This window comes from Acidovorax sp. 22279 (assembly GCF_052045435.1).
Taxonomy (GTDB): Bacteria; Pseudomonadota; Gammaproteobacteria; order Burkholderiales; family Burkholderiaceae_C; genus Acidovorax; species Acidovorax delafieldii.
In genome coordinates, this window is the sequence record NZ_JBQEOV010000003.1 from 87,821 (window position 1) to 101,079 (window position 13,259).

Sequence of the window (13,259 nt, forward strand, 5' to 3'; positions counted from 1 at the left end):
TCTTTGTTCATGGGGCTTTGGTCATCCCACCTTTTTGGGTAATGGGCGACTCGCTTTGCGGAAGGTTTGGCCGATAGGGCTGCACGCAGCGTAACGGCTGGCGCCCCTTCAGCACGCGGCGCAGCAGCCAACCACACGGCCAAGCCAGCAAGACGCCCAGCAGCACGTAAACAAGCATCCATGCCGTCATGCAGACGTCCTTCCAAGGGGGCGTGGCGCGGCGCGCTGTCCGATAGGGCGTGGTCGCATTTGCGGTCTTGTCACAACGAGCGGCGAGGCCGCGGACTGTTGGCTCTCTACGTTGGTGTGCTTTGGCAGTGCCAGCGCATCCTCTCTTAACTGCGCCAAGGGCGTGGCAGGAGGAGCCTCCAGGGCGGCAGGTGTGGGGGCGCTGACTGCTGCCAAGATGGCACTGTAGTCAGGTAAGCCCTTGCGCAGGGATTCTTGCAACTGTTCAGTCATCGCGCGTATGCCCGGCGCTGAGCAGTCCGTAGCTTGCGAAGTGAAAAGCTGGGTCAGCGGCAGCGCGAATACCCGTTGCAGTGCCAGCTCTACATCGGGCTCCCGGCAGGCGAACAGGAACACGTAGATCGCTTCGTGGTCGGCCGTGAACAAGTCGCCATCGCGCGAGGTGTGGCAGGCGCGCAAAGCATCGAGGTGCGGCATCCGGTCCAGCATGTTGAGCCGTACCAGACTGTGCGACAGGCCAATGTCATGGGTGCGGTCGAGCATGCCGCGTACCAACGTACAGAATCGTCCCGGGGCCTGGTAGCCCCGCTCGCGGGGGGGCATGAAGCTGTCGAGCGCCTGAGCGTAGTCGGGGTGGACTTTGCGGGTGTGGCTCTGAGCGTTGATGTCCTGCAGCAGTTGCAGCAGTCGCGAGAAACCCACCTCTTTGTAGACCACCGCGCTGGCGCCCAGTTGCAGCAGTGCCTGTTCGCTGTGGGTGCGCAACTTGCCGAGGTTCTCGCGCACCACAATCTTGAGCGTTGGGGGGCGCGAGAGACGCAGGTGGTGCACCAGGCGTGCGCGGGATTCAAAATCCCCCGCAGAGCCCGCGTCGATCAGCACCGTGGAGGCCACGCAGGTCGCAGCAGCCACTTCGATGTCCTCCAGCCCATCGACGATGCGCCAGTGGCCAGGGATACCGCGTTGCCCCTCCACCGATGCCCGGGTTGCCAGCACGCCCCATTGGTCGGCTGCAGTGACCAGTTCGGGGGTAGCGCCTTGGGTGCGCGTGCCGTCGGCAGTCAGTCGGTGTGTGCTGGCGTCTTGCACCAGGCCAAAGCCGGTCTGAAACAGCGCCCCGGTGTCCGAACCCCAGCGGTCCAGGCTCAGGCGCCAGCGGTCAGCGTCAGCATGCAAGGTGGCGATGTGCATGGACATCTGGCACAGGTTGCGCAGCGTTGGCAAAAGGGCAGTGGCATCCAGCGGCGGGGTGAACCCCAGTACCACCGGGCGCTGCCGTTGGCGGCACAGGGCGCTGAGCTGGTCGCTGACATGTGCGAGTTGGGCAATGTTCAGTCCGGACAGCAGGTTCTGTGTGTCGCACAGATACAGCGCGTGCTGTGGCAGCAGACCGGTCCGCTCAAGCTCCTGCACGAGTGGACTGAGTCCATGGCGCTGTACTTGCGCCTGCAACCCAGGCGATAGCGCCCAGAGCTTGAGCCGACCAGCGCGGTAAGCCGCTCGTAGCTCGGGGTACTCCAGCAACTCGTCCAGCCACTGCGTGCTGGACGCCACCAGCCCCAAGGGGCCAGCGGCCAAAGCGTCTTCGATCAGCGCGGGAAACCATGCCGCAGCGCTTCTGCTGTCGGCGGCAACCAAAGAGACGGGCACATGGGATGGCAACTGGCCAATGCCGTCTGGCAGGCCTGCGATGCCGATGCTTGTCGGTCGCTGGATGGCGCTGGCTGTACCCAAAGAGGGCCAAAGGCGCTGGGCGAGCGAGTGCAGCACACTGGTTGCAGGTGGGCTCTTGCGTGAGGATGAAGCGGCAGAGGACATGTCAGAAGCTGGAATAGGTCTGCACCGGCCGTGGGCGGTTGTCCAGTGGAGCGTTCCCGGGCTCAAAGCGGTAGCGGCCATACACCATGAAATTGGTGGGCGCGTAGTAGGCCGAGCGATCCAGCTCCAGCTGTGCACCCAGTGCGAGATGGGGTGTGACCTGGTATTCCAGTGCCCCCCGGAACGAACGCCCGAAACCCGAGCCCGAACTGCCCGCGTACACCGGAACGCCACCGTCGGCCGCCAGCCGCGCACGTGCCAGTGCCTGCAGGAGTGCGCTCTGCGGAAAATAGTCGCTGTCGCCACTGCTACTGCGCGATACAGAGACGGACCCGCGTGCCAGCCAGGTCAGTGCGCCGCGGCGTCCACTCCATTCCAGTGGCAGGGCGACGGATACGTAGTTGCGTGGGCTGTAATAGCCGCCGTGGCCGAAGCTGAATTCGGACAGGTCTTTGCCATAGTGCCAAGCTGAGACGGCAACACCGAGGTTGACCACGCTATCGTTGTGGCGCCATACATCGCGGTCCAGTGCCCACCGCAGCTGGGCGCGGGTGTTGGTTGCCACATTTTTGCCGGTGAGGGCGGCCAGGCTCAGGCTCAGCGAGGTGCTGTAGGGCCCAATGTCGGTAGAAAGACGGCCTGCAGCGCCCGTTGCTACCACGCCGCCCCATACCTGGCCTGTGATGGGATCGCGTGCCCCCGCGTACGACAGCAGGCTGCCAGTGATGGGGCGCCGATACGCTTCGAGTTTGTAGCTGTAGCGGCCCAGATCGCCGGTTTTGGACAGGCCCCCTACGACATTGGTCACCGGAAATCCAACCCCAGTGGTTCCGATGTCCCACTGGACATCGTCTCCCACATAGCCGAAACCCAGGTTGGTGCCCTGGCCCCGTTGGCGTCGCTCGGTGGCAAAGGAGGACCCCGGTGGTAGTGCCGCCACCTGCCCGTAAGTGAGCAGGTCTGGACCATCGGCGGGGAGATCGCCCGCATCCAGCTGCACCCGATCCACGTGCAAGAAATAGTGCCCGTCGTAGGCACGCGGCATCCACGCCACCACAGGACGTTCCCAGCCGCGCAGGCTGGAGATTCCGTCCGTGGAGCGCTTGCTCAGCGCCTGGTGTCCCGCTTCGATCCGAGGCTGACGCCGTGCCTCGATGGCATCGATCTCGCCCTGGATCTTGGCAACGACGGCCGGGTCGGCGGGGACGGACAGTGTGTAACTCTGCTGGAGAGCCAGTGGTCGGTCGGAATCAATCGGCACCGGGGCCTGGCTTTCTGGGGCCGTTGCAGCAGGGGGGGCGATCTTTCCGCGCGTCTCCAGCATGAGCGCACTGCGGAAGAACACCATGGCCTGTGCGTAGTTGCGGTTGGCCCGCTCCAGGCGCGCTGCATGCAGCAGCACGTCACTGTCTTGCGGAAAACCGTCCAACAGACGGGTCGCCAATGCACGCGCTTCGTCCATGCGGCCAATACGTTGCCAGATGCGTAGCAGTGCCAGTTGCTGCCCCACATCGCTCGGAGGGATGCGGTCTTTCAACCAGTCGGCCTCATTGGCCGCAGCCCGCCGGTCTCCGGTGTCCTGCAGTCGTGACAGGGTGTCCGCCAGCGCCATGCGAACAGACAGATCATCCGGTTGTGCGGATGCCAAAGGCTTGAGCAACTGGGCGGCATCGGCATATTCGGCTGCAGCCATGAGCAACCGTGCCTGGGCTAGGCTGCGTTGGCGTGGTGTGGAGAGTGTGTCCGGCAGGGGTGTCGCCTGGCGTGCCAGGCGCGAGGCTTCGTTGGTACGTCCGGCCTGCCGCTGCTTCTCGATGAGCCGCTCTTGGTGCGCTGCATACAGCGCTACCAGCCGGTCTTCCTGCTCCGCGCTCCAGCCCTTGGCTTGCAGCAGACGAGGCAATTGCTCGGCGAGGCCGGCATCGTCCTCCGCCCGGTTGAGCAGCTGTGCGTAGTCCAGCTGCGTGTCTGGCGCCAGCGTGGGGACACGCGCTGCCAGGCGATGGAAGACTGCCACGCCCCGCGCGGGCTGTGCGCGGCGAAACCAGGCATTGGCAACGCTGTAGAGCAGGTCTGCTTCATTGCCCGCTTCTTGTTCCGCTTGTTGTAGCAGTGCCTTGACCTCTGCGGCAGGCAGGGGTTTCAGGGCCTGAGTGACGAGCGACTTGACCTGAGAGCGCCGCACCAGCGAGCGCATGGCGTCTGTCTGATCGGCGGAGCGTATCCGCTGCATGTCCGCGAGGGCAGCGCTGTCTTCGTCCAGGGCAGAACGTATCAGGGCGCGGGCATACAACATCTCGGCACCGACGGCGCCGGACGGAATACGCGCCACACCCTCATCCATGGCGTGCAGTGCTTCTTGGGGGCGGCCCAGGCGTATGTAAATACGTGCGAGGCGGTGTCTTATCCAAGCATCGTCGGGGGTCAGTACCACTGCCGACTCCAAGGCACGCAGTGCGGGGCCCAGGCGCTGGGCCTGCAGGTCGTCCTCCGCCTGGGCCACCAGCACGTCGGCCTGGGCACTGGCGAGTTTTTCTGAGAGTGTGGTGTCACGTGCGGCAGCCTCGGCCAGCAGGGACAGCGCTTTGGTCACCCGCCCGGTGCGGGCATAGAGACTTGCCAGGCCTTTGATGGCGGAGGTGCTGTTGGGCTCCTGTTGGATGGCTTGTTGGTAGAAATTCTCTGCCAGCGCATGGTCCCCTTGCAGGTCGCGAATGCTCGCCAGGGTGGTCAATGCGTCAGCACTTTGGGGTTGCATCTGCAGCGCGCGTTCGGCCAGGCTGGCTGCCGTGACCAGTTCGTTCTGTTCGACGGCTCTGTCGGCCTGTCGCAGCAGTCCCCAGAATCTGGCAGTGGCCTGCAAGTCCTTCCAGCGGCTCTGGCGTGTGAGCGCATAGGCCTGGCTGAAGAGGTCCTGCGCTTGCGCATGCTGGCCCTGGCGCAGGCGTATCAACCCCAGGTTTCCCAGGCTTTCTCCGTCCTGGGGGCGCAAAGCCAGCGTCGCCTGGATCTGCTCTTCCGCCAACTCCATATCGCCTTGGTCAAGGGCCGTGCGCGCTGCCTGGCGGGCGATGTTGGCGGGGTCGCGGGCCGCGCGCTCTGCGCGCTCGACCGCCTGTTGCATGGCGGCCAATCGTTCCACCATGGCGCTATCAGCCGGGTAGCGCTGCAGAAATGCGCGCACGCGGGGCAGGTTCGCTGGGGTGTTGGCCAGCCGGTCCAGGGCGCGACGCCAAAGGTCTTGCAGCTGTGGGGCGTTCGTATCGGGCTGCTTTGCCAGGGCCTCGATCTCCTGCACCACGGCCGTCGGGTTGCCCCCCTGGTACATGCGCAGCTCCAGCTGTGCCAGCCGGTAGCGGGACTCCCCGGTCTGCTGGTACAGCCTGGCCAGCTGGCGCTGGGATTCGGTGCTCTGCTTGGCGGTGGAGCCCATGATCTGGTGGTATTCCAGCGCCAGTCCGCCGAGCGTGGGCGGGCCTTGCGGGAACAGCTCGCGCGCCAAGTCGGCGGCCTCGGCCTTGCGGCCTGCGCGCGCCATCAAGCGCATCTGGGCCAGTTTTTCGCGGTCGGGGCCATACACGCGTACCAGGGTTTCCAGTTCCTGGGTCAGCACATGGCCGGGGTGGCGTGCGCGCAAGGTGGCCAGCACGCGCTGGGCCTCGTCGCTTTTCTTTTCGCGCAGCGCTAAGTCTCCCAGCGTCGCCAGCCCTTCGGGAGAGTTCGGGTCCATGGCCAGCAGCTTGTCCACCAGCTGGCGGGCCATATCCGGCCGGTTTTTGCTGGCCCACAGGCGGGCGCCGCTGAGCAGCTCAGCTTCGATGGCGGGTGGGGTGCTGGCGTGCACGCCGTGCTGCCCGGGCAGGCAGGCGGCGGCGAGCAAGGTCAGGGAGGGGAGCCAGCGGTGTGCGCGGCGTTTCACGGTTTCCATCGCACAGTGAGTTGGCCGTTTGCAGTGAAGCGATATTGCCCCTCCATGGCGCCCAGCCCAAACAAGCCGAGCACCTGCTCGTAGTAGGCCGTGGGACGCAAGGGGCGGGCCTCCAGGCGCATGCGCTGCGATTGCAGGGTGCGGTCGTCGCCCACTGCCCGCAAAAATGGCAGGACTGCAGCCGAGAACCCGGAGGGGGCGGGGCCAGAGGCTTGGGCTGTCAGGATGTCGATGGACTCAGGCGGGTATCCCTGTTCGCGCACGAAGCGTGCCATAGGCTGCAGGGTATCCAGCAAGGCCTTGCGACCGGGAGCGTTGGCGTGCAACGTGCCCGCCCAAAGATAGACGCGGATAGCGTTGTAGCTGCCCTGGCCTTTTTCCTTGCCCTTGTCATCCACCAGAAAGCCCTGCTTAGGGTCGTACACGGTCCAGTCGGGCGTGAGGCCCTTGGGTGAAGCGCCCTGGATGACCTTGAGCGAGCTGTCCACCAGTTGCTTCCATTCGGGCTGTGGGTCCACTGCTGCCAGCCAGTGCATGAGGTGCATGGGCATGTAGCTGGGGTTCAGGCGCCAGCGTCCGTCCTTTTGTGCAAAGCCCTGGGGCGCTGGCAGAAGGGTCAGTCCCAGGCCGGGCAGTTGCGCGGTTTCTTCACGCAGGATGCGGGCCGCTAGCAAGGCAGAGAGTGCGCGGTAGGTGCGCACATTCCACAGGCGGCCTGCCTCGCCCAGCGCGTAGGCCATCCAGAGGTCGGCGTCCGAGGCGGCGTTGCTGTCGATGACATCCCAAGTGCCATCGGGGCGTTTACCCCATAGCCAGGCCGGGAGGCGGGCGGTCATATCGCCGTCGCACAGGTTGTTTTCCGTCCAGCGCAGCAGCTTGTCGAAGGTGGTTCGGTCATTGGCCACCAAGGCAAAGAACAAGGCGTATGCCTGGCCTTCGGAGTAGGTCTGTCCTCCTCCCGCATCATCCGAGATGACGCGGCCGCCTTCGTTGATGAACTGCGCCTTGAACGCTTCCCAGGCGGGCCACCCGGGGCGTTCTGCCGTGGATTGGGGTTGCGCGCGAAGGTCTGGCAGCCAGGACAGCAGTGCAGCACCGCCGCCAGCCTGCAGGGCCGTGCGTCGACGAAGGGACTCAGTCATGCTGGGATGCCAGTCGGCGGCGCGCCATGGTGCGCAAGGCGCCATAAACGATAAAGGTCAGCAGAAGGCCGGTGGCGATGCCCGCCAAGGCCAGCAGCAAGGGGTGGCTGTGCAGGTGGAACCACAGGCGTTGCCACCACGGCAGGTCGCCCACGTAGTACACAGGCTTGATGCGGAAGCTTTCGATGGCGTCGCCGCGCATCAAGCCCAGATCTCCGCGCAGGCTCTTGATCTTGCCCGCATCGTTCAGGCTCTGGCTCAGCAGCCCCATGGCTTCCTTGTCGGTGGCGGTGAGCGCCACCACGCTGCGCCCACTGTGCAAGGGCGATTCAAAACCGGTGACGGCAGCCAGCGGCCCTGTGCCTTGCAGCACGGCTTGCCCGCCGGACGCGGAGAGGCGGTGTTCGGACTCCAGGTTGAACAGCTCAATGAATGATCCCAGGGCCCGCTCCAGGGGCTGGACGGACCGTGCGCCAGCGGCCAGCAGCGCCGGCAGATGGTTCTTCCACTGCTCCAGCAAACCATCGGCGTCGGCCTGCGACACGATCAGGATGTCCGTGTCACCCGCCTTGTTGGCGTCCGCAGCACGCAGCAGCTGAAAGCGGGTGCCTGGATAGCCGGTGGAAGCGCTCATGCGGCCTACGGAGGTCAGGAAGACCTCGATGTCTGCGGTGCTTGGCTGGTTGGGCAAGATGATGGAGGTCTGGGCCAGGTCTGGCACCCGGGTGAACGGAAAGCCGCTGTTGGCATAGGCCGCCAGATTGGGCATGGCCAGGTAGTGGCGAAAACCCGTGAGGTCGATGGTGGACTGCGGATCAATGGCCGCAAACAGTTCGGTGGGTGGCGCGGACTTGCAACGGCCCAGGTCGTTGGGCGGGATCTGGAATGCGAACTGCAGCTGGTTGTCGCCGCCAATCATGAAGGCAGGAATCTTCAGGTCCGAACGGTTCTGGGCGTTCCCGTCATCGAACAGGGGCAACATCACCGTGTTCTTGCCGCTGGTGCGCTCGTCTCGCGACTGCAGTGGATAGGACTGGATGAACTGGTTGTTGATAGAGATGTTCAGACTGCCATGGTCTGAAACGCTGCTGGGGGTGTAGCGATAGGCCAGGTCCAGCGGCACGCCTTTGGCGTTCCAGGTGAACAGGTCCGGGGCCATGCGGGTGTAGATGTTCACCGTGTCGTTGAGCACCGTGCCACGCAGTTGCAGGTCCGAAGGACTGCCCACCAGCTCGGCCAGTTTCACGGGCCTCTGGGTGGTGATCCAGCGAGGGGCGTCATAGGGCTTGGTCAGCGCGGGATAGTCCAGCGATTTGACAGCAATGGTTTGCCCGGACAAAACCGCTTTCCCCAGCGCCAGGGCATCTGCCGCCATCTGCAGCTGAGCATCGTCTTTGCCCAGTACCAGCAGCAGTTTGGCGCCTGGCACTTCGGGGTGGTTGACCATCGAGATCGTGGGCTCGGTCACAGGTGCCATGTCCTGCAGGAACGCGGGACGGTGGCTGTTGGTGGCCAGCACCACGGCGTGCGAGCGGGGCAGCTGGTTTTCCAGCACCGGGAACTGGTTGCCTCGGTAGCCTGCCAGCATGCCAATCCAGCTGGCGATGGAGCCTGACGCCTTGAGCGTACCGGTGCTGGGTTGATTGCCGAACACAAACGGCAGCTTGACGGGGCGGTTGTCCCGGGGGTCGAAAAACGGCGCAGGCAGCAGCGCGAGGTCATTGCGCAGAGGGATCTGCCGCAACGAAAGCTCCAGCTGGCTGTCGTTACTGATGGTGGCCCACAGGCTGGAGTGGGTGGGCGTCTCACATTCCATCGTGTAGTGGCCGATGAACTGGAAGCGGAACCGGTTGTAATCCGTGAAGTAGCGCGGGTCGATGTTGAGCTCGACCGTCTGCGGGGTGCCCAGGCGCTCCTTGTCCAGCACCACGGTCTGCAGGGTTTCGTCATTGAGCATCAGCTTGAGATGCGAGAGTGACGGGATCAGCGCAGGTGACAGTGTGAAGGTCAGGCGCAGCTTGGCGGCTTCGACGATCTCGTCGCGCCGCACCCCCACACCCACACTGGCCTCACTCTCCACGCCTCGCAAAGAAACAGGGCGCCCCACGCCCAGTTCCTTGAGGCTGACTTTCCATTGCCGTGCGGGCAGCGTAGGAGTGTCCGATGGGCTGGCTCCGATCGCGCTGTCGTTGGCCTGCACTGCCCGGGCTGACTCGCGCTCCTGGCGGGTCAGAGCCTTTTCTTTGGCCGCAGCGCTACGGGCCTTGCTGGTCTGGGCATTGGCTTGCGGGGCGGGGGCTGAGATCAGCCCGGCAGTGATCAGCGCGACAAAAAGAGGGAGCGCGCGGGTTGCAGAAGTGGATTTCACAGTGTTCTTTTTTGCTGGCTCGTACCTGAAGGATGGGGCGCATCGGACCCATGCCTGGGTGGTGTCACTTGTATGACAAAGTGTATCGATGGGGCCGGGTTGTGCCGCTTCGCAGGACATTTGTTTGCAATTGCTTTGCCAGCAGTGTTGTTGCCCGACTGCAGCAGGTACGTGAAGAGTAATTGCCTGGATTCATGGTTCGAAAAAACGGTGCGCGTCTGTAGCTCTGGCTGGTCACCATGGCATGGCGGATGGCATGCTCCCTGGCGGGCTGACGGCGGACAGAACACGCGGTGGTTCTTGCAAAGACACATCCGTTGCCACCCGTGGAAGGTGGACACCGGGGCCGTGGGCCCCAGGCGGCCAGACGATGGTGCTGCCGGCAGACGACTCCGGGCCATGGGGCCGGGTTGCCGCGAGCGGAGAAACAATCGGTCTGGAAACAAAAAAGCCTGCTACTTATGGGTAGCAGGCTTTTTGTGCCTTGCGGCTTGATTTGGTGGGTCCTGAGTGACTCGAACACTCGACCTACGGATTAAGAGTCCGCTGCTCTACCAACTGAGCTAAGAACCCAAATCTTTAAATTTTGTCTGCATCGCTGCAGAGCCTCGAATTATGCACTAGTTTTTGGATACTCTGCAAGTCGCGCCCAAAAATTATTGCATTGCGTTGCGGCTGGCCAGCTCGACGAAGAGGCCGCTGTGGTCCAGTTCGCCCAGGCCGTGGTCCACACCCTCGGCATACAAGGCCTCAAACAGGGCAGTGATGGGGGCGTCGAAACCTGTTTCCCGGGCGGTGGCCAACGCATTGCGCATGTCCTTCAGTTGGACCGCCATGCGGCCCCTGGGTGCAAAGTCGCGTTCAACCATCCGCTGGCCATGCAGCTGCAGGATGCGGCTGTCAGCAAAACCGCCACTAATGGCCTCGCGGACCTTGGCCATGTCGGCACCACCCTTGGCGGCAAACAGCAGCGCTTCGGCCACGGCGCCAATCGTGATGCCCACGATCATCTGGTTGGCCAGTTTGGCCAGCTGCCCGGCACCGTGTGGTCCCACGTGCGTGGCGTGCCCCAGGCAGGCAAACACGGGCTGGGCGCGGGCATAGTCCTCGGGCCTTCCGCCGGCCATGATGGCCAGAGTGCCGGCTTCGGCGCCAACGGTGCCCCCAGATACCGGTGCATCCAGGTGGGTCAGGCCCAGCTCACCCAGGCGGGCTGCGTGGTCACGGGCCTCGCTGGGCTGAATGGAGGCCATGTCAATGAAAAGAGCGCCCGGGCGCATTGCCCGCGCGGCGCCCTGTTCAAAGAGAACTTGGCCCACGACAGGACCGTTTTCGAGCAGGCTGATGACAATGTCCGCGTCCTTGACGGCATCGGCGGGGCTGCCGTGCACGGTGACACCCCATTGCGCCAGCGGTTCTGCTTTGGCGCGGGTGCGGTTCCATGCGTGCACCCTGTGGCCTGCTTCGCTGAGCCGCCTGGCCATGGGCAACCCCATCATGCCAATGCCAAGAACGGCGATGCGAAGCGGTGTGGTGGTCATGGCGTTGTTCTGCTGCAAAGAGGGATACAAGGGTGTCTCTGTTGTCATCATGTGCCTTTTTGGCGCTCCAGTCTGTCACGGAGCTTGCAGCGTACAGCGATTGGCCAGATGATTCTGCAGCGCCAGCGCCGTTCCTGCGTCTGCCGAGCCTGTTGGCCGGGCTGCGGTATGGCACCGAAGGCAGCCCACATAAATCGGAGACCCTTGCCCATGACCTTGCCCCTGTACGACCCTGCCTGGCTGGAGCGCATGTACAACAATCGCGCCCTGGTCCCTGACCACATGGACTACTTCCAGCGTTGGGCTCAAGACTCTGCCCAGGTGCGAGCCACTGTCCCCTGTGCGCTGGATGTGGCCTATGGCACGGGTGCCGGGGAAACCCTGGACGTGTTTCCGTCCGCCCGTGCCGGGGGGGGGGCGGTGCCGGTGCTGGTGTTCATCCACGGCGGTTACTGGCGGTCACTCGACAAATCGGATCACTCGTTCATCGCACCGCCTTTCACCCAGGCCGGGTTTTGTGTGGTGGTGGTGAACTACGCGCTGTGCCCGGGCACCCCCGATGCGCCGGTGACCATTCCCCACATCGCGCGGCAGATGGAAAAGGCGCTGGGCTGGGTGTGGCACCAGATCGCCGCCCATGGTGGCGACCCCCGGCGGATCACGGTAGCAGGGCATTCTGCCGGCGGGCAACTGGCGGCGCTGCTGCTGACCAGCGTGTGGCCGCTCATCGGAAAGGGTTTGCCAGATGGCCTGGTGCGCAATGCGCTGTCGATCTCGGGGGTGCACGACCTGGAGCCCATCATGCACACGCCCATGTACCAGTCGGTGTTGCACCTGACCGAACAGCAGGTGCTGCAATGCAGCCCCGCGCGCTTGCTGGAGCCGCCCACCGGCACGCTGTATTGCGCCGTCGGGGCGGATGAAAGCCCCGAGTTCCTGCGCCAGAACCAGCTCATGCAGGATGCCTGGGGCAGCCATTTTGTACCCCGCAGCGTGGCCTTGCCGGGGTTGAACCACTTCAGCATCGTCGATGCCCTGGCCAAGCCCGGGCATGACCTGCACCACATGGCGCAGAACCTGCTGCGGGCCTGAGAACAGGTTCTCCTAACCGGGCGGCGGCTCGCGCCCGGGGGGTTACATCAGCAGGTGCTCGCCTGCGTTGTCGCCGCCCAGGATCACATAGTTCACCTTGCGCACGTCCATCAGCTTGGTGCCGCCCGCGTAGCTGATGGAGCTTTGCACGTCCTGCTCCATCTCGATGAGCGTTTCGGCCAGTTTGCCCTTGATGGGCTCCAGGATGCGCTTGCCTTCGACATGCTTGTATTCGCCCTTGTTGAAGTCACTGGCCGAGCCGTAGTACTCCTTGAACAGCGCGCCGTCCACTTCCACCGTCTTGCCGGGTGATTCCTCGTGGCCCGCAAACAGCGAGCCGATCATCACCATGCTGGCGCCAAAGCGGATGCTCTTGGCAATGTCACCGTGGCTGCGGATGCCGCCGTCGGCAATGATGGGCTTGGTGGCCACGCGGGCACACCACTTGAGGGCCGACAGCTGCCAGCCGCCCGTGCCAAAACCGGTCTTGAGCTTGGTGATGCACACCTTGCCCGGGCCCACGCCCACCTTGGTGGCGTCGGCGCCCCAGTTTTCCAGGTCGATGATGGCTTCGGGCGTGGCCACGTTGCCAGCAATCACAAACGACTGCGGCAGGTGCTTTTTCAGGTAGCCGATCATGTTCTTCACGCTGTCGGCATGGCCATGGGCAATGTCGATAGTGATGTACTCGGGCGTGATGCCCTGTGCCACCAGCTGGTCCACGGTGGCGTAGTCGGGTTGCTTCACACCGAGCGAGATCGATGCATAGCAGCCCTTGGCATGCATGTCTTTGACGAACTGGATGTTGTCCAGGTCAAAGCGGTGCATGACGTAGAAGTAACCGTTCTGCGCCATCCAGGTGCAGATGGTTTCGTCCACCACGGTCTTCATGTTGGCGGGCACCACCGGCAGGCGAAAGCGGCGACCGCCCAGCTCCACACTGGCGTCGCATTCCGAGCGGCTTTCCACGCGGCACTTGCGGGGCAGCAGCAGGATGTTGTCGTAGTCGAAGATTTCCATGAGATTCCAAGCTCCATAAAGGGACGCCGCCAAACGATTTCGACGGCGGTGGGCGCTTGGCTGTCAGACCGGCTTTGCGGGAGTGGACGTGACAGTCACTCCGAACCCTGCTGAGCGCAGGCACAAAAAACCGGGCGTCAAGAAACTTGGGCCCGGTGATT

Annotated in this window: 8 protein-coding genes and 1 tRNA gene; 1 reads left to right on the forward strand and 8 read right to left on the reverse strand. The window is 64.1% G+C overall.

Translation table 11 applies throughout. From position 1 onward, the window contains the following. Window positions 1-7: 7 nt before the first annotated feature. The 7 genes from ACTJKQ_RS04940 to ACTJKQ_RS04970 form a co-directional block, all read right to left on the reverse strand. Window positions 8-190 carry a hypothetical protein gene (locus ACTJKQ_RS04940; RefSeq protein ID WP_143227243.1) on the reverse strand — a complete coding sequence of 61 codons (183 nt, stop codon included), beginning with the start codon at window positions 188-190 and terminating at the stop codon, window positions 8-10. Continuing rightward, window positions 187-2,007 (reverse strand): BcsE family c-di-GMP-binding protein, encoded by a 1,821-nt coding sequence (locus tag ACTJKQ_RS04945; RefSeq protein WP_440596199.1) that lies wholly within the window; start codon window positions 2,005-2,007, stop codon window positions 187-189. The genes ACTJKQ_RS04940 and ACTJKQ_RS04945 overlap by 4 nt, the downstream gene beginning before the upstream one ends. A gap of 1 nt (window position 2,008) precedes the next feature. Next, complete coding sequence (locus tag ACTJKQ_RS04950) at window positions 2,009-5,935, reverse strand: cellulose synthase subunit BcsC-related outer membrane protein (protein ID WP_440596200.1); 3,927 nt, start codon at window positions 5,933-5,935, stop codon at window positions 2,009-2,011. Continuing rightward, on the reverse strand, window positions 5,923-7,077 hold the full coding sequence (gene bcsZ / locus ACTJKQ_RS04955; protein ID WP_440596201.1) for a cellulose synthase complex periplasmic endoglucanase BcsZ: 1,155 nt from the start codon (window positions 7,075-7,077) through the stop codon (window positions 5,923-5,925). The genes ACTJKQ_RS04950 and bcsZ overlap by 13 nt, the downstream gene beginning before the upstream one ends. After that, complete coding sequence (bcsB, locus tag ACTJKQ_RS04960; RefSeq protein WP_440596202.1) at window positions 7,070-9,445, reverse strand: cellulose biosynthesis cyclic di-GMP-binding regulatory protein BcsB; 2,376 nt, start codon at window positions 9,443-9,445, stop codon at window positions 7,070-7,072. The genes bcsZ and bcsB overlap by 8 nt, the downstream gene beginning before the upstream one ends. Before the next feature lie 497 nt (window positions 9,446-9,942). Next, a tRNA-Lys gene (locus ACTJKQ_RS04965) sits at window positions 9,943-10,018 on the reverse strand. A gap of 83 nt (window positions 10,019-10,101) precedes the next feature. Further along, window positions 10,102-10,986: an NAD(P)-dependent oxidoreductase gene (locus ACTJKQ_RS04970; protein WP_056062115.1), complete on the reverse strand. Its 885-nt coding sequence runs from the start codon at window positions 10,984-10,986 to the stop codon at window positions 10,102-10,104. Between the two features lie 210 nt (window positions 10,987-11,196). On the opposite strand from ACTJKQ_RS04970, the gene ACTJKQ_RS04975 reads away from it, so the two are divergent. Further along, entirely contained in the window at window positions 11,197-12,078 is an 882-nt protein-coding gene (locus tag ACTJKQ_RS04975; RefSeq protein WP_440596203.1) for an alpha/beta hydrolase, read from the forward strand. A 42-nt stretch (window positions 12,079-12,120) separates the two neighbouring features. On the opposite strand, the gene ACTJKQ_RS04980 is transcribed toward ACTJKQ_RS04975, so the two are convergent. Then, a complete protein-coding gene (locus ACTJKQ_RS04980; RefSeq protein WP_056061124.1) occupies window positions 12,121-13,098 on the reverse strand; it encodes a GMP reductase in 978 nt (325 codons plus the stop codon). Window positions 13,099-13,259: the final 161 nt, after the last annotated feature.